The 20714-nt window shown below is 71.5% G+C and carries 21 protein-coding genes; 11 read left to right on the top strand and 10 right to left on the bottom strand.

Annotated elements, in window-relative coordinates:
• Nucleotides 1–72 precede the first annotated feature (72 nt).
• Nucleotides 73–975, bottom strand: coding sequence for a LysR substrate-binding domain-containing protein (locus EDF48_RS07295; protein ID WP_111086860.1), 903 nt, complete (start codon nt 973–975; stop codon nt 73–75).
• 105 nt (nt 976–1080) lie between these two features.
• On the opposite strand from EDF48_RS07295, the gene EDF48_RS07290 reads away from it, so the two are divergent.
• The 3 genes from EDF48_RS07290 to EDF48_RS19035 all read left to right on the top strand — a co-directional run bounded on the left by EDF48_RS07290 (nt 1081) and on the right by EDF48_RS19035 (nt 5357).
• Entirely contained in the window at nt 1081–4551 is a 3471-nt protein-coding gene (locus tag EDF48_RS07290) for a bifunctional proline dehydrogenase/L-glutamate gamma-semialdehyde dehydrogenase (protein WP_131879042.1), read from the top strand.
• A gap of 158 nt (nt 4552–4709) precedes the next feature.
• A complete protein-coding gene (locus tag EDF48_RS07285) occupies nt 4710–5150 on the top strand; it encodes a VOC family protein (protein WP_131879040.1) in 441 nt (146 codons plus the stop codon).
• Nucleotides 5151–5207: 57 nt separating this feature from the next.
• Nucleotides 5208–5357 (top strand): hypothetical protein, encoded by a 150-nt coding sequence (locus tag EDF48_RS19035; RefSeq protein ID WP_159574076.1) that lies wholly within the window; start codon nt 5208–5210, stop codon nt 5355–5357.
• 19 nt (nt 5358–5376) lie between these two features.
• Here EDF48_RS19035 and EDF48_RS07280 read toward each other — a convergent pair whose 3' ends face one another.
• Nucleotides 5377–5820 (bottom strand): thioesterase family protein, encoded by a 444-nt coding sequence (locus EDF48_RS07280; protein ID WP_131879038.1) that lies wholly within the window; start codon nt 5818–5820, stop codon nt 5377–5379.
• Entirely contained in the window at nt 5817–6425 is a 609-nt protein-coding gene (locus EDF48_RS07275) for a QsdR family transcriptional regulator (protein WP_123292424.1), read from the bottom strand. Before EDF48_RS07275 ends, EDF48_RS07280 begins: the two co-directional genes overlap by 4 nt.
• 47 nt (nt 6426–6472) lie before the next feature.
• On the opposite strand from EDF48_RS07275, the gene EDF48_RS07270 reads away from it, so the two are divergent.
• Nucleotides 6473–7666: an acyl-CoA dehydrogenase family protein gene (locus EDF48_RS07270; protein WP_131879036.1), complete on the top strand. Its 1194-nt coding sequence runs from the start codon at nt 6473–6475 to the stop codon at nt 7664–7666.
• Nucleotides 7667–7770: 104 nt separating this feature from the next.
• On the opposite strand, the gene EDF48_RS07265 is transcribed toward EDF48_RS07270, so the two are convergent.
• Both EDF48_RS07265 and EDF48_RS07260 read right to left on the bottom strand, forming a co-directional pair.
• Nucleotides 7771–9855, bottom strand: coding sequence for an alpha/beta fold hydrolase (locus EDF48_RS07265; RefSeq protein ID WP_131879034.1), 2085 nt, complete (start codon nt 9853–9855; stop codon nt 7771–7773).
• The gene (locus tag EDF48_RS07260; RefSeq protein WP_131846283.1) at nt 9852–10748 is read right to left on the bottom strand and encodes a patatin-like phospholipase family protein; all 897 of its coding nucleotides are present in this window, start codon (nt 10746–10748) and stop codon (nt 9852–9854) included. The genes EDF48_RS07265 and EDF48_RS07260 overlap by 4 nt, the downstream gene beginning before the upstream one ends.
• A 113-nt stretch (nt 10749–10861) precedes the next feature.
• Between EDF48_RS07260 and EDF48_RS07255 the strand changes: the two genes are divergently transcribed.
• Both EDF48_RS07255 and EDF48_RS07250 read left to right on the top strand, forming a co-directional pair.
• Complete coding sequence (locus EDF48_RS07255) at nt 10862–11671, top strand: GAF domain-containing protein (RefSeq protein ID WP_123939195.1); 810 nt, start codon at nt 10862–10864, stop codon at nt 11669–11671.
• A gap of 41 nt (nt 11672–11712) precedes the next feature.
• The gene (locus tag EDF48_RS07250) at nt 11713–11898 is read left to right on the top strand and encodes a hypothetical protein (RefSeq protein WP_123312988.1); all 186 of its coding nucleotides are present in this window, start codon (nt 11713–11715) and stop codon (nt 11896–11898) included.
• A gap of 73 nt (nt 11899–11971) precedes the next feature.
• Here the strand turns inward: EDF48_RS07250 and EDF48_RS07245 are convergent, their stop codons facing one another.
• Nucleotides 11972–13000: an NADPH:quinone reductase gene (locus tag EDF48_RS07245; RefSeq protein WP_131879032.1), complete on the bottom strand. Its 1029-nt coding sequence runs from the start codon at nt 12998–13000 to the stop codon at nt 11972–11974.
• Nucleotides 13001–13148: 148 nt separating this feature from the next.
• Nucleotides 13149–13511, bottom strand: coding sequence for a helix-turn-helix domain-containing protein (locus EDF48_RS07240; protein ID WP_111086871.1), 363 nt, complete (start codon nt 13509–13511; stop codon nt 13149–13151).
• A 112-nt stretch (nt 13512–13623) separates the two neighbouring features.
• On the opposite strand from EDF48_RS07240, the gene EDF48_RS07235 reads away from it, so the two are divergent.
• Nucleotides 13624–14271: an NAD(P)H-binding protein gene (locus EDF48_RS07235; protein ID WP_131846280.1), complete on the top strand. Its 648-nt coding sequence runs from the start codon at nt 13624–13626 to the stop codon at nt 14269–14271.
• 219 nt (nt 14272–14490) lie between these two features.
• Here EDF48_RS07235 and EDF48_RS07230 read toward each other — a convergent pair whose 3' ends face one another.
• Nucleotides 14491–15813 carry an MFS transporter gene (locus EDF48_RS07230; RefSeq protein ID WP_123292432.1) on the bottom strand — a complete coding sequence of 441 codons (1323 nt, stop codon included), beginning with the start codon at nt 15811–15813 and terminating at the stop codon, nt 14491–14493.
• Nucleotides 15814–15960: 147 nt separating this feature from the next.
• Between EDF48_RS07230 and EDF48_RS07225 the strand changes: the two genes are divergently transcribed.
• Nucleotides 15961–16818 carry a LysR substrate-binding domain-containing protein gene (locus tag EDF48_RS07225; RefSeq protein WP_123292823.1) on the top strand — a complete coding sequence of 286 codons (858 nt, stop codon included), beginning with the start codon at nt 15961–15963 and terminating at the stop codon, nt 16816–16818.
• Nucleotides 16819–16854: 36 nt separating this feature from the next.
• Here the strand turns inward: EDF48_RS07225 and EDF48_RS07220 are convergent, their stop codons facing one another.
• Complete coding sequence (locus tag EDF48_RS07220) at nt 16855–17949, bottom strand: ABC transporter permease (RefSeq protein WP_131879030.1); 1095 nt, start codon at nt 17947–17949, stop codon at nt 16855–16857.
• A 155-nt stretch (nt 17950–18104) separates the two neighbouring features.
• Here EDF48_RS07220 and EDF48_RS07215 point away from each other — a divergent pair, with 155 nt between their 5' ends.
• Nucleotides 18105–19073, top strand: a complete 969-nt coding sequence (locus EDF48_RS07215) for an aldo/keto reductase (RefSeq protein WP_131846278.1) — start codon at nt 18105–18107, stop codon at nt 19071–19073.
• A gap of 97 nt (nt 19074–19170) precedes the next feature.
• Here EDF48_RS07215 and EDF48_RS07210 read toward each other — a convergent pair whose 3' ends face one another.
• On the bottom strand, nt 19171–19806 hold the full coding sequence (locus EDF48_RS07210; RefSeq protein WP_131879028.1) for an NAD(P)-binding domain-containing protein: 636 nt from the start codon (nt 19804–19806) through the stop codon (nt 19171–19173).
• 76 nt (nt 19807–19882) lie between these two features.
• Here EDF48_RS07210 and EDF48_RS07205 point away from each other — a divergent pair, with 76 nt between their 5' ends.
• Both EDF48_RS07205 and EDF48_RS07200 read left to right on the top strand, forming a co-directional pair.
• On the top strand, nt 19883–20179 hold the full coding sequence (locus EDF48_RS07205) for a GNAT family N-acetyltransferase (RefSeq protein ID WP_131879026.1): 297 nt from the start codon (nt 19883–19885) through the stop codon (nt 20177–20179).
• A gap of 22 nt (nt 20180–20201) precedes the next feature.
• Nucleotides 20202–20663: a VOC family protein gene (locus tag EDF48_RS07200; protein ID WP_131879024.1), complete on the top strand. Its 462-nt coding sequence runs from the start codon at nt 20202–20204 to the stop codon at nt 20661–20663.
• Nucleotides 20664–20714 lie beyond the last annotated feature (51 nt).

The following is a 20714-nucleotide window of genomic DNA, read 5'->3' as shown; positions in this document are numbered from 1 at the left end:
CCCGCGATCCTGACGGCCCGTCAGGTCTCGGTTCGGTCTCGGTGCAGTCAGCCGGATCGGGGACGGGGCCCGTCAGTCGCCGACGGCCGCCGCGGCGCGTTCGAGGGCGGCGCGCAGCGCACGGACCGCGGGCGAGGACGCCCCGGCGGCGCGCACGACGGTGAAGATCGTGCGGCGGGGCTGCTCGGGCAGTTCGAGCAGGCGGCAGGTCGTCGTGCGTCCGGTCCACATCAGGTCCGGCATCAGGCTGACGGCGTTGCCGGACTCGACCAGTCGGATCTGGGTCTGCAGGTCGGCGGTCTCGTAGCGGACGTCCGGCTCGAAGCCCCAGCGTCGGCACACCTGCTCCGCGAAGTGCCGCGACGCCGTCCCGCGGGGTTCCATCACCCACGGCAGGGCCTCGGCGTCCTCGAGGCTCGAGACCGGTAACAGCGCCGTGTCGAGCGGCGGCAGCGCCAGCCGGACCGCATCGGTGGTCAGGTCCGAGCGGTCGAGCCCGGACAGGTGCGGGGCGGCGTGCGCCGGGTACTGCTCGGCGATGACCATGTCGAAGTCCCGCGCCCACGTCTCGTTCAGGGCGGTCTCCGGCTCGCGCTGCACCATCTCGACCCGGACGTCGGGGTGTTCGGTGGCCATCTCGTGCAGGGCGTTGGGCATCAGCGCGAGGGCGGCGGACTGGAACACGGCGACGCGCACTCGCCCCTGGACCGACGGCAGGGTGTCCTCGACCTGCGCCTGGGCCTGCTCGAGCACGTCCTGCACGTGGCCGGCGGCGGCGACGAGCACCTCGGCCTGCGGGGTGAGCTGCAACCGTCGGCCGGCCTTGCGGAGGAGCTGCACCCCTGCCTCGCGTTCCAGGGCGCTGAGCTGCTGCGAGACCGCCGACGGCGTGAAGTTCATGGCCTCGGCGACGGCCGCGATGGTGCCGCGGATCGACAGCTCGCGGAGCAGGACCAGGCGGCGGACATCGAGCATGGTCTGACGGTAGCGGGGCCGCCGTAGATTCGGTAGTGCAACTGAACGGTACCCATCAGGAACGGTCGCTTCCGCTACCGTATCCCGGGCCTCCACACTGATCCCATGACGACCCTGCAGGAGCACCCCGCCACCGACCACGACGCGCTGGCGGACCAGTCCGTCGCACTCGTCCGACAGTGGCTGGCCGAGGCCGAGTCGTTCCCGGTGGACGGCTCCGCCAAGCAGCTCGCCGGGGTGCTCGCCGACCCCGCAGGTCTGGACTTCGCCGTCGGCTTCGTGGACGGCGTCGTCCGCCCGGAAGACCTCGCCGTCGCCGCGCGCAAGCTCCGGCAGATCGCGCCCGGTGCCCCCGGGTTCCTGCCCGCCGCGATGCGCGGACTCGTGCGCCTCGGTGGCGGCATGGCACCGGTGCTTCCGGGCGTCGTCGTGCCCATCGCTCGCCGAGTGCTGCGGGGCATGGTCGGCCACCTCATCGTCGACGCGACCGACTCGAAGCTCGGCCCGGCGATCGCGAAGATCAAGCGGGACGGCGTCCGCCTCAACGTGAACCTGCTCGGCGAGGCCGTGCTGGGCGAGCGCGAGGCCGCGCGCCGGCTCGAGGGCACGCACAAGCTCCTGGCACGCGACGACGTCGACTACGTGTCGATCAAGGTCTCGTCGACCGTGCACCCGCACTCGCCGTGGGCGTTCGACCACGCCGTCGACGACATCGTCGAGCAGCTCCGCCCGCTGTTCGAGCGCGCCGCGGCCTCGACCCCGGCGAAGTTCATCAACCTCGACATGGAGGAGTACAAGGACCTCGACCTGACGATCGCGGTCTTCACGAAGCTCCTCGACGAGCCCGCGTTCCTCGGGCTCGAAGCCGGCATCGTGCTGCAGGCGTACCTGCCTGACGCGCTCGCCGCGATGGAGCAGCTGCAGGAGTGGTCCGCCGCCCGCCGCGCCCGAGGTGGTGCCGGCATCAAGGTCCGCCTGGTCAAGGGCGCGAACCTGCCGATGGAGCAGGTCGAGGCCTCGGTGCACGGCTGGCCGCTCGCCACCTGGCACACCAAGCAGGACTCCGACACCAACTACAAGCGCGTGCTCGACTGGGCGCTCACCCCGTCGCGCGTCGAGAACGTCCGCGTCGGTGTCGCCGGGCACAACCTGTTCGACGTCGCGCACGCCTGGCTGCTCGCCGGCGAACGGGGCGTGCGGGACGGCATCGAGTTCGAGATGCTGCTCGGCATGGCGCAGGGCCAGGCGTCGGCAGTGAAGAACACAGTCGGTTCCCTCCTGCTCTACACGCCGGTCGTCCACCCCGGCGAGTTCGACGTCGCGATCGCGTACCTGATCCGCCGCCTCGAAGAAGGCGCCTCGCAGGACAACTTCATGTCCGCGGTCTTCTCGCTGGTGTCGTCGTCGCCGCTGTTCGCCCGCGAAGAAGAACGCTTCCGCGCCTCGCTCGTGCCGCTCGCCACACCCGAGGGCCTCGCCGCTCCCGCGTCCCACCGCGTCGCCGACCGCTACGCGGCCGTTGGGCGCCCCGGACCCGGCCGGTTCGAGAACACGCCGGACAGCGACCCGTCGGTCGCGTCGGTGCGCCAGTGGGGTTCGGCCATCACGGACCGGATCGCGTCGTCGACGCTCGGCGTCCGCGCCGTCCAGGAGGCCCGGGTCGACTCCGCCGCGTCGCTCGACTCGGCGCTCGCTCGCGTCCAGGCCGCCGGTGCGGTCTGGGGGACCTGGTCCGGTGCCGCTCGTGGCGCGGTGCTGCACGCCGTCGGCGACGCACTCGAGGCGAACCGCGCAGCACTCATCGAGGTCATGGCCGCGGAGACCGGCAAGACCATCGACCAGGCCGACCCCGAGGTGTCCGAAGCGATCGACTTCGCACACTTCTACGGCTCCCTCGCGTCGCAGCTCGACGACCTCGACGGTGCGACCTTCACCCCGGCCACGCTGACCCTCGTCGCGCCGCCGTGGAACTTCCCGGTCGCGATCCCCGCCGGCTCGACCCTGGCCGCACTCGCTGCCGGGTCCGCCGTCGTCCTCAAGCCGGCGCCGCCCGCCGAGCGCTCCGGAGCCGTCCTCGCTTCGATCATCGAGACCGCGCTCGACGCCCTCGGGGCCCCGGCCGACGTGCTCGCGTTCCTGCAGGTGTCCGAGAACGAGCTCGGCCAGCAGCTCATCGCCTCGCCGATGGTCGACCAGGTGATCCTCACCGGTGCCTACGAGACCGCCGAGCTGTTCCGCTCGTTCCGCCCGGACCTGCCGCTGCTCGCCGAGACCTCGGGCAAGAACGCCGTGATCGTCACCCCGTCGTCGGACCTCGACCTCGCGGTGAAGGACGTCGTCGCCTCGGCCTTCGGGCACGCCGGCCAGAAGTGCTCGGCCGCGTCGCTCGTGGTGATGGTCGGCTCGGTCGCGAAGTCGAAGCGCTTCCGCAACCAGCTCCTGGACGCCGTGTCCTCGCTCACCGTCGGCTACCCGACCGACGCCGCGACGCAGATGGGCCCGATCATCGAGCCGGCGTCGGGCAAGCTGCTCGCCGGCCTGACGACGCTCGGTGCGGGGGAGACCTGGGCCGTCGAGCCGAAGCAGCTCGACGAGACCGGCAAGCTCTGGAGCCCGGGTGTCCGCCAGGGCATCCGCCGCGGCTCGGAGTTCCACCGCACCGAGTACTTCGGCCCGATCCTCGGCATGATGACCGCCGACACCCTCGACGAAGCGATCGACATCGTCAACGAGGTCGACTACGGCCTGACCTCGGGCCTGCACTCGCTCGACCCGGCCGAGATCGGCACCTGGCTCGGGCGGATCCAGGCGGGCAACCTCTACGTCAACCGCGGCATCACGGGCGCCATCGTCCGTCGGCAGCCGTTCGGTGGCTGGAAGAAGTCGGCCGTCGGCGCGGGCACGAAGGCCGGCGGGCTGAACTACCTGCTCGGGCTCGGGTCGTGGGCGCCTGCTGCGTCGACTGCTGCGTCCGTTCCTTCCGCTCCGGTCAGCGCCTTCGTCCGTGCGGCCGGGGTCACCTCGCCGGTGCTCGACCGGTCGCTGGCGTCGGACGAGCAGGCCTGGTCGACGCTGTTCGGCACCGCGACCGACGTCTCGGCCCTGAGCGCCGAGCGGAACATCGCGCGGTACCTGCCGTTCCCGTCGGTGCAGGTGCGGCTCGCTGCGGTTGCCGACTCCGACGCTGACGCCTCGGTGGTCGAGCTCGTGCGCGTCGTCGCCGCTGCACTCCGAGCCGGCACGACGATCGAGGTGTCGACGGTCGGAGCGCTGCCGTCGTCCGTCGCCGCGGCGATCCGATCGTTGCCCAACGTGCGCTCCGTGTCGCAGTCGGTCTCCGACGAGTCCTTCGCGTCGTCGATCGCGGCGGGTCCGTCGACGCGTGTCCGGCTCATCGGCGGTGACACGTCGGCGCTGTACTCGGCGATCGGTGGGCGTCCCGACGTCGCGGTGTACGGCGGCCCCGTGACCGAGGCCGGTCGGCTCGAGATCCTGCCGTTCGTCCGCGAGCAGGCGGTGTCGATCACGGCGCACCGCTTCGGTACGCCGAACCACCTGACCGACGAGCTCATCTGACCGGATCGCGGCGCTGGCGTTCGGGTCCAGCGCCGCTGTCCGGTCGCCGCACGGTGTCGGGTGCTTCGGAGGGGCAGAGCGTTGCCTCGGGTGCGCGTCGCAACCACGGCGCGCACCCGACAGCACTGGCGTCGGGTCGAACCCGGAGGAGCCCCACCATGACCGAACCGTTCGCACGTCCGACCGCCCTCGCCCACGTCCGCGTCACCGTGACCGACATCCACCGCAGCAAGGCGTTCTACCAGCAGCTGCTCGGCACCGACCCGGCGATCGACTTCAGCGACCAGGTCGACGAGCCCGGCGTGCGCGAGGACCGTGAGCGCTTCTACGGCGGCTCCGTGTTCCGGCTCGGCGACCAGGTCTTCGGTCTCCGCCCGGTCGCCCCGGCAGGGCAGACGTTCGACCCGGATGCCGTCGGGCTCGACCACGTGAGCTTCGTCGTGGGGTCGGTCGACGAGCTGCACCAGGCGGCTGCACGCCTCGACGCCGCGGGGGTCGAGCACGGCGAGGTCACCGACCTCGGCGACGCCGGCATGGTGATCCTGTCCGTGCAGGACCCCGACGACATCAACCTCGAGCTCGCTGCCCTCAAGTCCTGAGCAGTCCTGAGCAGTCCTCGGGCCGCGGGCTAGCATGGGGTGACGAGAGGGGACGTCATGCGCTTCATTCAAGCCATCGGCCGGGGGATCGGCTTCGTGTTGTCGACGGCGGCGAAGGTGCTCGGGACTCTGAACGGCGCAAAGCCCGCGGGTGACGACCTCGCTGTGCGGCTGAACCAGCCCCGTCGCGACGACTACCGCCCCTGACCGGGCGTCGTGCGCGCGGTCAATCGGCGACTGCGGGCTCCTGGGCGACCATCGTGCCGGTCACGAGCGCGCGCAGCGACTCCGGCAGGGGGATCGGTCGGCGGGCGCCCTCGCGGTCGATGATGACGTGCGCGAACTCACCGGTGGCGAGCAGTGCGCCGTCGGATTGCCGGAACAGGCCGAACTCCCACGACAGGCTGGTGTTGCCGAGGTGCTTGGACCGCATCCCGACCTCGATGACGTCCGGCCACACGGCGGACTCGACGAACCGGCAGCTCGACGACACCAGCACCGCGATCCAATCCGACGTGAAGGGGTCGAGGCCCGCTTCCTCGCGGAACCAGTACGTCGACGCGTTGTCCATCGCCGAGTAGTAGATCGTGTTGTTGACGTGCCCGAACATGTCGTTGTCGTTCCACCGTGTGGGGTAGAGGCGGCGGAACGGGTACTCGTCGATGGTCATCGGTCTCCGATCGGAGGTGCGGGTGTGGCGTGATCGGCGGCGGGGCGCAGCACGTACTCGAACGCGGCGCGTGCCCGGACGGGGTCGGGGGCCTCACCGGAGATGAACTCAGCGTAGGTGAACGACTCTGAGATCCGGACGAGCAGCCGGGCGAGCTCTTCGGCGGACAGCGGGGCCGGATCGAACTCGCCGGACGACTGCTCCTCGACCACGAGCGCGGTGACCCGCTCGACGAACCGGCTCTGGACGTCGCTCTCCGAGGTGGTCAGCAGGCGCATCGCCCGCGCGGGTTCGCGGGTCAGGAAGGCGCGGAAGTAGGTGGCCTCGATGAGGTCGGCGGTGAACCGGTCGAGCACGTCGACGATGCGCGCCGCTCCTGACGACCCGATCGTGTCGGCAGCGCGGGACGCCCGGTCGAGCGTCGGGACTGCAAGGGACCACAGGATCTCGGACAGCAACCGGTCACGGTTGCCCACCCACCGGAACAGCGACGTACGGTCCACGCCGAGTGCGGCAGCCAACGCGCCCATGTCGATCCGCGAGCCGTCGATGAACGTGTGGCGGGCCTCCCGGAAGGCGCGCAGCGCAGAATCCGATGTGTACACGCGGTCCTCCCTTGCAACGTTTTCGAGAATGATGCATCGTTGGTTCCATGTCAACGCTGACGCCCACGACGGGCCTCCTCGAATCGGACTTCTACGGCTTCCAACAGCAGCTGACCGAGCCGGAGCGCGCGTCGATCGGGCGACTCCGCGAGTACCTCGAGCGCGAGGTCGCGCCCATCGCCGACGGGTACTGGGCACGTGCCGAGTTCCCGATGCAGGTGATCGCCCCGCTCGCCGAGCTCGGGATGTACGGGCCGGGGATCCCGCTCGTGCGCCAGTTCGAGAACTCGGCCGTGTACCGCGGGTGGGCTGCGCTCGAGCTCGGACGCGTCGACGCCAGCGTCGCGACGTTCATCGGCGTGCAGTCGGGTCTGGCGATGAACTCGATCGCCGTCGCCGGCAGCGAGGAACAGCAGCGCGAGTGGCTGCCGCGCATGGCGGCCGGCGAGCTCATCGGTGCGTTCGGCCTGACCGAACCGCTGTCCGGCAGCGACTCCGCCCGTGGCCTGCGCACCACCGCCCGCCGCGACGGCGACACGTGGGTGCTCGACGGTGAGAAGCGCTGGATCGGCAACGCCACCTTCGCCGACGTCGTCGTCATCTGGGCGAAGGACGTCGCCGACGAACAGGTGAAGGGCTTCCTGGTCACCACGGACACCCCCGGCTTCACCGCCACGAAGATCGAGGACAAGATCGCGCTGCGCGGGGTGCAGAACGCCGACATCGTCATGCAGGGCGTCCGCGTGCCCGAGTCGCGTCGACTGCAGCGTGCGGACTCGTTCCGGTCGACGGCGGAGGTGCTCCGCCTGACCCGCACCGAGGTGGCCTGGCAGGCCGTCGGCATCGCGGTCGGCGCTTACGACGCGGCGCTCGCGTACGCCCGCGAGCGGATCCAGTTCGGTAAGCCGATCGCGTCGCACCAGCTCGTGCAGGACCTGCTCGTGAAGTCGCTGTCGAACATCACCGCTTCGATCGCGCTCTGCACGCAGGCCTCGGCCATGCAGGACGCCGGCGTCGGGGGCGACGAGCACTCCGCCCTGGCGAAGGCGTTCGCGACCGCGAAGATGCGCGAGACCGTGGGCTGGTGTCGCGAGGTGCAGGGCGGCAACGGCATCGTGCTCGACAAGGGTGTCGCCCGGTTCTTCGCGGACGCCGAGGCGATCTACTCGTACGAGGGCACGCGCGAGGTGAACACGCTCATCGTCGGTCGGGCGATCACCGGGCAGGCCGCGTTCGTCTAGCAGCCCGCCCGGATCGGGTCGGTCGGGTGGATCCGACCCGGAACGACGTTCTCGATGTCGTGCGACGTCGATCGTGTCGTTCCGGGTCGACCGCCACGCCCGCGCTACCCGAGCAGCTCCGGCCGCTCCCACTCCTGGCCGAGCACGTGCTGCCCGAGGAACGCGAACACCGTCTCGTACCAGACCACGGCGTGCTGCGGCGAGAGCACCCAGTGGTTCTCGTCCGGGAAGTACAGGAACCGGTGCGGCATCGTGCCGTCGTCGGCCGCGTGGTGCTCGGCGAGCTCGGACCACAGTCGCAGCCCCTCGCCGATCGGCACCCGGTAGTCCTTGTCGCCGTGGACCACGAGCATCGGTGACGTGATGTCCGCCACGAACCGGTGCGGGTCGTTGGCCTCGATGCCGGCGGCGTCGAAGATCGACGACCAGTACTGCGACGAGTCCGTGGTGCCGTTGAACTGGTCGAGCGCCCACAGGCTCGCGTGCGTGACGATCGCGCGGAAGCGGTCGGTGTGCCCGGCGACCCAGTTCGCCATGTAGCCGCCGAACGAGCCGCCCATCGCCGCCGTGCGGGTCTCGTCGATGTCCGCTCGGGCCTCGACCACGTCCGTGATCGCCAGCAGGTCGGTGTACGGCGCCTGCCCCCACGCGTTCCACCCACGGTTCACGAAGTCGAGCCCGTAGCCGGTCGACAGTGCCGGGTCCGGCAGCAGCACGGCGTACCCGCGCGCCGCCAGGAGCATCGGGTTCCACCGCCACGACCACTGGTTCCACGAGTTGAGCGGTCCGCCGTGGATCCAGAGCAGCAGCGGGTGCGGCCCGTCACCCTCCGGCACGACCAGCCAGCCGCGCACGCGCGCGCCGTCGGCCGCGGTCGTCTCGACCTCTTCCAGGTGCGCGGGGACCTCGGGCAGGGGCGCAGGCGTCGCGAGCGGGGTCACCTCGCCGTCCGTCGCGATCCGCACGGGGTGCAGCGGTGCCGCCCAGGAGGCCCGGAGCGCCACGACCGCGCCCGTCGCCTCCGCCACGCGCAGGCTCGAGTACGCCCAGTCGTCGTGGGTCAGCTGTTCGACGGCTGCGCCGTCGAGCGGGATGCGGAACACGGGTGCCCGGCCGTCCTGGTCGGCCACGGCGAGCAGCGCTCGGTCGCCGTGCTCGAACACGAGCTCGCTCGGCCAGCGGTCCCAGTCGGTGGCGATGCGGCGCGGGTCCGACCCGTCGATGCCGGCCGTCCAGACCTCTTGCTGGTTCGCACCGGCGGGGGTGGAGCGCACCGTCCGGACCCAGGCGATCGTGCGACCGTCGTGGCTCAGCGCGGGCATCTCGTGGTCGACGTCGGCGTCGTCGAACAGCACCGAGCGGTGGCCGCTGGTGCAGTCGATCGTGACGAGCGTCGAGCGGTCCCCACGGGCCTCCCGGACACCCACGGCTGCCAACAGGACGGAACCATCGGGCGTGAGTGCCCCGGCGACGTGGTCCAGCGACCGGCCGGGAGCCGGCGTGCGGTCGGTGAGGCGGGGGATCGCGGCTGCGTCCTCGGCGTGGTCTTCGGTGAGGCCTTCGGCCAGGTCGAGCGTGAGGACGTGCGTCTGGTCGGGGCCGAGGTCGTGGTCCCAGTACCGGACCGGGTACGTCTCGTGCAGGATCGCGCGGACCTTCGTGTCCGTGCGGGCCTTCCGGAGCTGGGCGTCGGCGTCGATCACGGTGGCCGGGTCGGTACCGGCGCCGGGCAGCAGGTCGGCGGTGAGCGCGACGGTGTCGGCGGCCGCAGCGGTCGCCAGGACGCCGCCGACCCCGCCGGTGAGCCGCGTCAGGGGGCGGGCTTCACCACCGGCCGCCGGGAGGACCCAGAGCTGCGCGGCCTCGATGTCGGTGGCATCGGCGTCGGGGCGGGCGGAGACGAAGAGCAGGTCGCCGGTGCGGGTGAAGGCGATGCCGCCCTCGCCCTTGGCGGAACGGGTGAGGCGGACCGCGGTACCGGCTGCGGCGCTGCCCGCTGCGTCGGCATCGGCGTTCGTTTCGGTGTCGTTGCCGGCGGGCACCTGCCAGATCGAGCGCCGGTACCCGGTGCGGTCCGGGTCGAGCGCACTGACAGTCAGGGCGACGCGCTCACCGTTCGGGCTGATAGCGATCCCGTCGACCCGGGGGAGCGCGATGTACTGGTCGAGGTCGGAGAACGGCGTCGTCATGCGACCACGCTCACCAGGTCATCGGCCCAGAAGGCGGCGATCTGCTCGGCGACCGCCGTGCCCTGGGCGCGGCCGGCCTCGGCCGAGGGCGCCTGGGTGGCCAGCGAGAGCGAGTTCGTGCCGAAGGCTTCCTGCGCGGTGCTGTCCGCCACGACGACCTCGACCGAGCTGCCGCCGGCGCGGAGCGACTCGACCGCGACGTCGAGCCACGGGCCGACCGGCGACGGACCCTCGGGACCGCAGGCGATCACGAGGACACGCTCGTGTCCGGCGGCGGCGTCGGCGTTCGTGCCGGAGCGGACCCCGCCGTCGACGTACGGTCGGCCCTCGATGCCGACGGGCGACCACACGAAGGGCACGGAGCAGCTCGCGGCGACCGCACGGGGGAGCGGGACGCCGTCGGCCGCGGTCAGCAGTCGGAACGTGCCGTCGGTGGCGTCGACCGCGGTGATCGCGAGCGGCTTCGCCGGCCAGTCGGTGGACGGCAGGGTCTCGGTGAAGGTCGCCGCGCGCTCGTCGTCGGACTGTCCGTCGGTGACCTGCTGGGCGGCGAGGCCGAGGCGGGCGCGGGCGTCCTGCTCGCCGGTCGCGCCCTCGAGCGCGGCACCGATCCGCTGCTGGACGGCGTCGGTGTCGATGGCCGGCGGCTCGACGTAGGTCGTCGGTGCGGGGGTGTGCTGCTGGTCGTACGCCTGCTGCACCGCGCCGTTCCGGACGAAGGCGCCGACGACGCTGCCGGCGCTCGTGCCGACGACCAGGTCTGCGGCGTCGAGGTCGACGCCGGCGTCCTGCAGGGCGGTGAGGACGCCGACCTCCCAGGCGATGCCGGCGACACCTCCGCCACCCAGGACGAGGGCTCTGGATCCGGGAACTGGCGTGCTGGCATCGGTCATGGGTCTTGCTTACCAGGTGCGTGCGACGGGCCGGTGGAGGCCGACAGATCCTGTGGAGAACCGACCTGTGGACAACTCCGTCTGCGTCGGTGGCGTGACCTAGCGTCGTGGTCATGGGGCAACAGCGTTCAGGACGGGTCGGCACGGTCGGGTGGCCGATCGTGGTGGCGGCCGCGCCCACTGCGGCGTTCCAGCTGCCGAACCTGTTCGTCACCCCGGCGGTCCGACTGTCGCTCGTCGTGTTCGGGCTCGTCGTGCTGGCCGGTGCCGTGGCGGTGCAGGTGGTCCGGACCCGACGCAGCGACGCTGCGCGGGCGGTGGCCGAGGAGAACGCGACCGGGGCCGAACTCGAACAGTCGACGGCGGTCCGGTACGCGTTCGGCCAGATCGCCACTCGGCTCGTCCGCTTCACCGAACTACCCCGTTCCGAGCGCCACGGCGAACTCTCCGTCGTCGCTGACCGCGTCGCCGTGGCCCTGGCGTTCTACCTGCTGCCGAAGGTGCCCGACGTCCGGGCCAACGTGTACCAGCTGTCCACCGATCTGCGTGCGCTCGAGCCGATCGGTCACGGGGGTGCCGGCGACACCGCCGGGGTCTTCCGCGCGGGCACGCCCTACGGCGACCGCAACCTCGAGTGGGTGCTGGTCGGGGGATCACCCCGGATCGTCGGCGACCGCTCGGCCGACGTCGACGTGGACCAGGACGTGCCGGGCTTCGAACCGCGCTACTCGTCGTACGTCTCGGTGGTGATCCGGTCCGACCAGTACTCGTTCGGCATGCTCACCGTCGACTCCCCGGTCCCCGACGCCTTCACCGAACTCGACGCCAAGAACATCGCGATGATGGCGTCGTTCATGGCCGTGGCGTTCTCGTTGACCTACTCGTTCCCCGAGCGCGACCGCAATCCAAGGAAAGGCCCGTGATGCTCACACGCTCTGTCGGACGCTCGACGTACGATGCCCTCATGACGACCGTGAACCCTGCTCCGCCGTCGTTCGGGCGTGCCCGGATCTCATCGCCGAACTGGAACGACACCACCACCGACGCCGACTACGAAGACCTCGACGTCATCGCCGCCAACATCGAGCGCGAGCGCGAAGCAGCCCGGATCCGGGTCGCCGCAGCCATCGCCGCGCGCCTGGGTCGCTGACCCTTCCCGCATCGTCCACCACGAACGGCTCCCACGGGTGTGGGAGCCGTTCGTCGTCTGGGCGTCGGGGCTACTACGCCTGGGGCACGTCGATCAGCACCTTGCCGACGGTGTCCTGCTCGACGGCGTCGTGCGCGTCCGCGGTGCGGGCGAGGTCGAAGCGGGTGAGCGGCAGTCCCGCGTCCGCGCCGACCGGCAGCACGCCGTCGTGCAGCGCCTCGGTGACGTCCTCGGCTGCTGCGGCCAGGGCCTCGTCACCGATCGTGTAGAGCAGCAGGAACTGGTAGCGCGCGTTCACGCTCATGTTCGGGCGGATCGGCAGCGTGGCCTCGTCGCCGCCGTTGTTCGCGTAGATCGACACGACGCCGTGGTTCGCGAGGACTTCGGCGACCAGTTCGGCGTTCTGGGGGATCGACACCTCGACGACGATGTCGACGCCGTCCCGCGCGATCTCGCGGATGCGAGCCGCGGCGTCGTCCTGCCGGTAGTTCACGACGTGGTGGGCACCCGCCGCGGTGGCGAGTGCGGCCTTGTCGTCCGAGCTGATCGTCGTGATCACCGTCGCGCCGGCCCAACGGGCGAGCTGGATCGCCGCGTGCCCCACCGCTCCGGCACCACCGGCGACGAGCACCGTGACGCCGTCGAGCGCACCGGGGCCGAGTCGTGCGGGGCCGTCCTCGTGCGTCGTGAGGGCGCGGTGCGCGGTCATCGCCGGGACACCGAGCGAAGCACCGATGTCGAAGCTCGTCTCGTCGGGCAGGCGGACCGCTCGGGTCTCCGGCACGACGGTGTACTCCTGAGCAGTCCCGGTCGGGCGCGAGGCGGCGGCCATGAAGAGCCACACGCGGTCACCGACGGCGAGGTCCTCGACACCCGGGCCGACCGCGTCGACGACACCGGCGCCGTCCTGGTTCGGGGTGATCTCGGGGAAGGGCAGTCCGTCGCCGTAGGTACCGCCCGCCCGGGCCTTCCAGTCCGTCGGGTTCACGCCGGAGACGACGACGCGGACGCGGACCTCGCCGGCGCCGGGTTCGGGGACGTCCCGCTCGACGAGTTCGAGGACGCTGCTGTCACCGGGCTTCGTGTAGACGATCGATCGCATGTCCCCAGGCAACCACTCGCCGCCGTCGGGGATTCCGAGTGTGGGCGTGGCGGCACTTCGTGAGCAGAAATGGTCGGGTGCGTTCGGCGGACCCGACCATTTCTGCTCACGAAGCGCCCCCCGCCCCGCCCGCGCCCGCCGCGCCAGGTCAGCGCGCGTCGTACTCCACGCGCGACACCGCGACGTCGTCCATGTGCGAAGTGGCCCACGCCTCGAGCGGCTCGAGCACCCGGCGGAGCGACCGCCCGCGATCGGTGAGCTCGTACTCGACGTGCGGCGGGATCTCGGGGAACACCGTGCGGGTGACGAGTCCGTCCCGCTCGAGTGCCCGGAGGGTCTGCGTGAGCATCTTCTGCGACACGCCCTGCACCCGGTTCGCGATCGCCGAGTACCGTTGCGGCCCGTCGGCGAGGGTGCCGATCGTCAGCACGCTCCACCGGTCGCCGATGCGGTCGAGCAGCTGGCGACTGGGGCAGTCGGCCGCGTAGGGGCTGTACTCGAGTGCTGACATCTGGCCTGGCCTCCGTGACGAACGCGCTCCGATACGCACCGTGAGGTGCCTACTTACTCAAAGAGAGTAACTCTTGTACGGTGAGCTGCACCAGCCCCACGAAAGGAACAGCATGACCAGCATCGTCGTCTTCGGAGGCACCGGCTACGCCGGCTCCGCCATCACCAGCGAAGCCCTCTCCCGTGGCATCGCCGTCACCGCCGTCGCGCGCGACACGAGCAAGCTCGACGCCGCCGAGGGCCTGACCCTGGCGCAGGGCGATGCCTTCGACGCCGACTTCGTGGCCGAGGTCACGAAGGACGCCGACGTCATCGTCGTCGCACTGCACGCGGTCCAGGCCGACGGCAGTGAGCTCAAGGACGAGTTCCAGCACTTCGTCGACGCTGCGGCCAGCGCCGGTGCGCGTCTCGGCATCGTGGGCGGCGCCGGTTCGCTGCTCGTCGCCGACGGTGGACCGCGCCTGTTCGACTCGGCCGAGTTCCCGGACGCGTTCAAGGGCGAGGCGAAGAGCCACGCGCAGATCCTCGACGCGCTCCGTGCCTCGGACACCGACGTCGACTGGTTCTACGTCAGCCCGGCCGCCGGCTACGGCAGCTACAACCCGGGCGAGCGTCGTGGCACGTACCGCACGACCGACGAGGTCCTGCTGACCGACTCCGAGGGCAACTCGGACATCTCCGGCGACGACTTCGGCCTGGCCTTCGTCGACGAGATCGCGAACCCGGCGCACCACCAGGCCCGTTTCGGCGTGGCTTACTGAGGCAACCGCTCACCGGACGGGAGGCGCGTGGCGGGGCCGCCCCGTGCCTCCCGTCCGTCCGGGACCGCGTCCGCGCCCTGTTGCGGGCATTGCGCCCCTGTGTGTCGGGGCGCGACGCCCGCAACAGGGCGCAACGCCTTGGCGCGCGGCGGACGGGAGGCCCGTGGCGACGCCGCCACGCGCCTCCCGGTCGGCGCGCCGGTGCGTCCACCGCCCCGCTCAGTGGGCGACGATGGCCGGCAGCGGCACGTGGTGGCGCATGCGCACGGCGAGGTGCAGGCCACCTCGGCGGGCGAGGACGAGCGCGATCACGGCAGCGGCCGCCGCGGGCACCCCACCGGCGACCATCATCCCGACGTGCGCCCCGAAGTGGTCGACGACCTGGCCCATCAGCGGCCCGCCGATCGCCTGGCCGCCGAGCAGCACGAGCACGTAGAGCGACATCACCCGGCCGCGGATCGCCACGTTCGACGACAGCTGCACGAGCGAGTTCGACGCGGTCTGGAACAACAGCTGCGACATCCCGACGGCGACGAGCGCCACGGTGAACGGCGCGATCACGGGGATGGACCCGGAGACCACGAGCAGCACCCCGGTCCAGAACACCCCGCCGACGATGGTCCGGAGCCGCACGACCGCCCGCCGCGTGGAGAGCAGGGCGCCGACGAGCGCACCGATCGCCACGGCCGAGTTGAACACGCCGTACCCGGCGGCGCCGACGTCGTACACCTGTGACGCGAAGGCCGACAGCAGCACGGGCATCGTCAGGGCGAACACCGAGAAGAACGCGACGAGGATCACCGGCACGATGATCGTCGGCTTGTTCACGGCGTAGCGGAGCCCCTCGATCAGCTGTCCCTTGCCGCGGGGCGCCGGGGGCGTCCGGTGCAGCTCCGACACCTTCAGGAACCCGAGCGTCACGACGACGGCGACGCAGGCGATCGCGTTCACGCCGAACGACCACCCGGCCCCGACGGCGACGAGCAGCGCGCCGGACAGCGCCGGGCCGATCATGCCGCCGAGCTGGAACACCGACGAGTTCACGCTGATCGCGTTGCGGAGGTGCTGGTGTCCGACGATCTCGGTGACGAACACCTGGCGAGCCGGGTTGTCGATCACGGTGACCATGCCGACCAGGAACGCGATCACCCAGATGTGCCAGGCCTCGACCACACCGGCGAGCGTCAGCACGGCGAGCAGTGCGGACAGCACCGCGAAGGCGCCCTGCGTGATCATCATCAGCGCGCGCTTCGAGAACCGGTCGACGAGCACGCCGCCGAGCAGCCCGAACAGCAGCATCGGCGCGAACTGGCAGGCGACGGTGATGCCGACCTGCGCGACCGAGCCGGTCAGCTGCAGGACGAGCCAGTCCTGGGCGATGCGCTGCATCCACCCGGCGGTCATCGCGACGAGGTTGGTGGCCGTGAACAGCCGGAAGTTCGGCACGGACAGGGCGATGAGGGTGTGCCGCCAGGGCGGGCGGGTGGCCTGGATCGGGAGTGGTTCGGTGGGCGGGGGGAGGGTCGTCGATGACGCACTCACGGTGAGGGGTTCTCCGGACGTCGTTGCGGATCTGGTACCCCAACGAAACTACGTGGCCGCGGGCCATTCGACACCCCTATGGTGGCTATCAATCCATTGCGATGTCGAATGACCGCGCGAACGACCGCGCGAACGAACGAGGTGCCCGTGCTCGATCCGGTCCTGCTGCAGACCTTCCTGGCCGTCGCCGAGACGCAGAGCTTCACGCAGGCCGGAGCCCGCCTCGGCATCAGCCAGCCCACCGTCTCCCAGCACGTCCGGCGGCTCGAGACCGCGGTGTCCCGCACGCTCGTCGCCCGCGACACCCGTGGCGTCACCCTCACGGACAACGGCGACGCGATGGCCGGCTTCGCCCGGACGATCCTCGCGGCCCACGCCACCGCGGATGCGTACTTCTCGGGGTCGGCGACCCGTGGGCGCCTCCGGTTCGGTGCGGCCGACGACCTCGCGATCACGCAGTTGCCGCGCATCCTCCGGGACTTCCGGCGGCTGCACCCGCAGGTGAACCTCGAGCTGACGGTGAACCAGTCGTCACCGCTCCTGCGCCGGGTGCACGCCGGGCAGCTCGACCTGGTGTTCATCAAGCAGACCGCGGGGGAGTCCGCCGAGGGGACCCGGGTCGCGACCGACCAGATGGTGTGGATGGCGCAGGACGGCATCGCGGTCGAACGCGACGAGCCCGTGCCGCTCATCGCGTACCAGGCGCCGAGCATCAGCCGGCAGATGGCGATCGACGCCCTCGAGGCAGCGGGCCGCACCTGGCGGATCACCTGCAACACCCGCGACGTGAACGGCGTGCTGGCGGCGGTGCGGGCGGGGATCGGCGTGGCGGTGTTCCCGCACTCGCTCATCCCTGCGGACCTGGTGAAGGTGTCGCAGCGGCTCGGGTTGCCGGACCTGCCGGCGGTCGACTACGTCCTCATCGCCAACCCGACGGTGCAGCGCGAGCCGATCGACGCCCTGACGAACGCGATCCTGTCGCGCGGGGTCGTCCGCGCCGTCTGACCGCCAGCCGAGGGGCCGAACCGGAGACCGAGCCCGCTACGGCGCGAGGGTCGGGGTCGTCCCGGTCCCGGTCAGGTCGGGCAGCGTCACGCCGGCGAGCGGCAGCAGCGCCGACGCGACGGCCCACAGCAGCACGAGCGTTCCGACGCCACCGAGCACGGCGCCGAGCAGCGCGACCGGCCGCTGCCACGTCGCCGCGCGGTGGCGCAGGGTCGCGAGCGACACCACCAGCGCGAGGAGTCCGAGCACGATGCCGACACCGTGCACGGTCGCCGGCGCGGTGAACCACCACGCCGCGAGTCCGAGTGTCGCGATGCCCGCCACGGCGCCCAGGACCGCCCCGGGCGTCGCACCGAGTGCACGGCGCGGCTCCGGCTGGGCGGCTGCGGCCACGGGCTGGTCGAGCAGTTCGGTCGGGAGGCCCGGCTCGGCCCCGACGGACGCGCTCGCCTCCGCCACGGGTGCGGTCACGGGCACGACCGGGTTCGGCGCCACCGGTGCGGTCGACGAGGCGGTCGGTACCGACGGCGCCTGCAGGACCGCGTCGAAGGAGCGCACGTGGGCGGACGCCGGGGTCGGTGCCGGGGTCACGGCGGTGGCGGCGGCCTGCTGGTGGGCGAAGCGGCGGGGCGTGCGGAAGCCGATCGGACCGACGGGTTCGGGCTCGGTGCCCTCGACGACGACGTGCTCCAGGCCGGGCACGGAGAACCGGGGCTGTCCGGCGGAGGGCACGGGCGACGGTGCGGAGGCCGGTGCGGTGCGGGGAGCGGCGTCGATCGGTGAGACCGGGGCCGGTGCGGAGGCCACGGCGGCGGTGTCGAACGGCACGGTGTGCACGGTCGGTGAGGTCGGGGCCGGCGGCAGGAGGTCCTGCTGCGGCGGGTAGTCGGGGACCGTGACGTCGTCCTCGACCAGGGTGGCGATGGACGCGGGCTCCGGCGTCGGCGCTGCCGTCGGGTCGAGCGTGGCCGTCGGCCGCGGGGCGGAGCCGACCACGGTGGTGGGAGCCGGCGCACCGTGGGCGGCGCGCGACGTGGCGGGGGTGGGACGGGCCTCCTGGCCGGAGCTCGCTGCGGAGTCGGACGCGACCCGCCCGGCGGACGCGGCCGGTTCGACGACCGGTGCGGTCACCCAGGACGGGACGGGACGGCGCGGCCGTTCCGAATCCTGCATGCGATGCGACGCCACTGCGGTGCTCCCTTCGTCGACTGATCCATCGTCAGTTCTAGCGGCAACGGTCGCGGATGTCGCAGCCCCAGTTCCGGGGTCGCCGGTACGTTCGGGGCATGACCGGAATCGAACACCGTCCACTGGGTCCCTCGGGGCTCGTCGTCTCCACCGTCGGCCTCGGCTGCAACAACTTCGGGCGGCCGGGGACCGCCTCCGAGTCGCAGGAGGGCACGGACGCCGTCGTGCGGGCGGCACTCGACGCCGGGGTCACGCTCTTCGACACGGCCGACATCTACGGCGGGCGGCCCGGCATGTCCGAGGAGATGCTCGGCCGGTCGATCGCTGGGCGGCGTGACGAGATCGTGCTCGCGACGAAGTTCGGTATGGACATGCAGGGCGCGAACGGCCCGGACTGGGGTGTGCGCGGGTCGCGGCGGTACGTCCGGTTGGCCGTCGAGTCGTCGCTCCGTCGCCTCGGCACGGACTGGATCGACCTGTACCAGATGCACCGTCCCGACGACGTGACCCCGATCGAGGAGACGCTGTCGGTCCTCGACGACCTGGTCCGCGAGGGCAAGATCCGCTACATCGGGCACTCGAACTTCGCGGGCTGGCAGATCGCCGAGGCCGAGCTGACCGCGTCGATCGCCGGCACGACGGCGTTCGTGTCCGCGCAGAACGAGTACAGCCCGCTCGCCCGAGCCGCCGAGGCCGAGGTGCTGCCGGCCGTCCGCGCCTACGCCCTCGGGTTCCTGCCGTTCTTCCCGCTCTACAACGGGCTGCTGACCGGCAAGTACACGAAGGCCGGGGGTCCGGCCGACGGGCGTCTGTCGACGTCGAAGCCGCAGCTGCTCGAGGACGCCCCGTGGGACGTGCTCGACGACTACCAGCGCTTCTGCGACCACCGCGGCGTCACGATGCTGCAGGCGACCTTCGCGTGGTTGCTCGCGCAGCCGGGGCTGTCGAGCGTCATCGCGGGGGCGACGAAGCCGGAGCAGATCACGCAGAACGTCGAGGCCGGCACCACGTGGGAGCCGACCGAGGACGACATCGCCGACATGACGGTGATCTTCGACCGGGCGTAGGCGGGCCGTCGGCGGGCCCGGCGCCGGGTTTCGCGCTGGACGACAGTTCGCGGACTCCGCAGTCCGTGATGTGTCGCTCAGCGCGAAACCGCGCGCGTCAGCGGGTGGCGGCGGAGAGTGCTTCGCGCAGCTGGTCGGCGGTCAGGCGCGGGCCGTAGCCGGGGGTGTCCCGCTGGATGCGCCAGCCCTCGGCGAGGGGTCCGGCGTCGACGACGTCGAAGCCGAACTCGTCGATGAGGTCCGCGGCGACCTGCTTCGCCTCGGCGTCGTCGCCTGCGACCACGAGGGCACGGCGTTCGGGCGTGCCGGTCGGGGTGGCGTGGCCGGTCAGGTCCGCGGCACGGATGTGGTTGAACGCCTTGACGACCCGGGCGCCGGGCAGGTGGTCCTGCAGCAGCTCGGCCGTCGTCGTCGACTGGTCGTCGAGCGCAGGGATGTGGCCGTCGCGCTCCCAGTAGTAGTTGTTCGTGTCGATGACGACCTTGCCGACGAGCGGCTCCGCCGGGATCGTCTCGATGGCCGCGAGCGGCACCGTCACGACGACGACCTCGCCCGCGGCGGCGGCCTCGTCACGGGTGGCCGCACGGGCCTGGTCGCCGAGCTCGGCCACCAGGTCGGCCAGGGTCTCGGGGCCGCGTGAGTTCGCGATCACGACCTGGTGGCCGTGCTGCACCGCGAGCCGTGCCAGTTGGGATCCGATGTTGCCTGCGCCGATGATGCCGATCGTTGTCATGGTGTCCATCCAACGCTCGGCGGCCACGAGCATTCCCGGTGGGGCACGTGCGCCCCGGGCGGAGCATGATGGCGGCATGGACCACGAGTTCCGCGACGAGATCGACCAGGACCGCTACGCGATGTACGTCGGCGGCGAGCTCGTGAGCGTGCTCGACTACCGCGAGAACGGCGACGCGATCGCGTTCCCGCACACGTACACGGTGCCGAAGCACCGCGGGCACGGCTACGCGGCCGAGCTCGTCGAGTACGCGGTCGCCGACGTCGAGACGAACTCGACGAAGCGGGTCGTGCCGATGTGCTGGTTCGTCGGCAAGTGGTTCGACGAGCACCCCGAGAAGTCAGACCTGCTCATCCGCAGTGCCGCGGACTGAGCCGACGCGAGAAGAGCGCCCCATGCCCACCATCACCCCCTTCCTCTGGTACGACGACCAAGCCGAGCAGGCCGCCCGGTACTACGTCGACCTGTTCCCCGGTAGTTCGGTCGACAGCGTGGCGAAGACCCCGGACGGCGCGACCCTGGTCGTCGAGTTCACGTTGCTCGGGCAGCCGTACCGGGCGATGAACGGCGGCCCCGGACACCCGCACACCGATGCTGTCTCGTTCCAGGTCGACGTCGACACGCAGGACGAACTCGACCGCATCTGGGACACCCTGCTCGCCGACGGCGGGAAGCCGAGCATGTGCGGCTGGTTGTTCGACCGCTGGGGTGTCGCGTGGCAGGTGACCCCGTCGATGATGGGTGAGCTCATGACCGGGTCGGGCGACCCCGAGGCGAACGCCCGTGTCTTCCAGGCGATGATGACGATGCAGAAGCTCGACATCCCCGCGCTCCGTGCCGCAGCTGCAGGTCACTGAGCCCGAATCTCGCGTACCGACCGGTATGGTGTCGGCACAGAAGACCGCCGG

This window comes from Curtobacterium sp. PhB191, assembly GCF_004346515.1.
Lineage (GTDB): Bacteria > Actinomycetota > Actinomycetes > Actinomycetales > Microbacteriaceae > Curtobacterium.
Note: the sequence above shows the minus strand (reverse complement) of the source record. Positions and strands in the feature narration are given on the sequence as shown.

Coding starts and splice junctions, on each gene's coding strand:
- EDF48_RS07295 (WP_111086860.1), bottom strand. CDS start 975: ATGCTCGATGTCCGCCGCCTGGTCCTGCTCCGCGAGCTGTCGATCCGC.
- EDF48_RS07290 (WP_131879042.1), top strand. CDS start 1,081: ATGACGACCCTGCAGGAGCACCCCGCCACCGACCACGACGCGCTGGCG.
- EDF48_RS07285 (WP_131879040.1), top strand. CDS start 4,710: ATGACCGAACCGTTCGCACGTCCGACCGCCCTCGCCCACGTCCGCGTC.
- EDF48_RS19035 (WP_159574076.1), top strand. CDS start 5,208: ATGCGCTTCATTCAAGCCATCGGCCGGGGGATCGGCTTCGTGTTGTCG.
- EDF48_RS07280 (WP_131879038.1), bottom strand. CDS start 5,820: ATGACCATCGACGAGTACCCGTTCCGCCGCCTCTACCCCACACGGTGG.
- EDF48_RS07270 (WP_131879036.1), top strand. CDS start 6,473: ATGTCAACGCTGACGCCCACGACGGGCCTCCTCGAATCGGACTTCTAC.
- EDF48_RS07265 (WP_131879034.1), bottom strand. CDS start 9,855: ATGACGACGCCGTTCTCCGACCTCGACCAGTACATCGCGCTCCCCCGG.
- EDF48_RS07260 (WP_131846283.1), bottom strand. CDS start 10,748: ATGACCGATGCCAGCACGCCAGTTCCCGGATCCAGAGCCCTCGTCCTG.
- EDF48_RS07255 (WP_123939195.1), top strand. CDS start 10,862: ATGGGGCAACAGCGTTCAGGACGGGTCGGCACGGTCGGGTGGCCGATC.
- EDF48_RS07250 (WP_123312988.1), top strand. CDS start 11,713: ATGACGACCGTGAACCCTGCTCCGCCGTCGTTCGGGCGTGCCCGGATC.
- EDF48_RS07245 (WP_131879032.1), bottom strand. CDS start 13,000: ATGCGATCGATCGTCTACACGAAGCCCGGTGACAGCAGCGTCCTCGAA.
- EDF48_RS07240 (WP_111086871.1), bottom strand. CDS start 13,511: ATGTCAGCACTCGAGTACAGCCCCTACGCGGCCGACTGCCCCAGTCGC.
- EDF48_RS07235 (WP_131846280.1), top strand. CDS start 13,624: ATGACCAGCATCGTCGTCTTCGGAGGCACCGGCTACGCCGGCTCCGCC.
- EDF48_RS07215 (WP_131846278.1), top strand. CDS start 18,105: ATGACCGGAATCGAACACCGTCCACTGGGTCCCTCGGGGCTCGTCGTC.
- EDF48_RS07210 (WP_131879028.1), bottom strand. CDS start 19,806: ATGACAACGATCGGCATCATCGGCGCAGGCAACATCGGATCCCAACTG.
- EDF48_RS07205 (WP_131879026.1), top strand. CDS start 19,883: ATGGACCACGAGTTCCGCGACGAGATCGACCAGGACCGCTACGCGATG.
- EDF48_RS07200 (WP_131879024.1), top strand. CDS start 20,202: ATGCCCACCATCACCCCCTTCCTCTGGTACGACGACCAAGCCGAGCAG.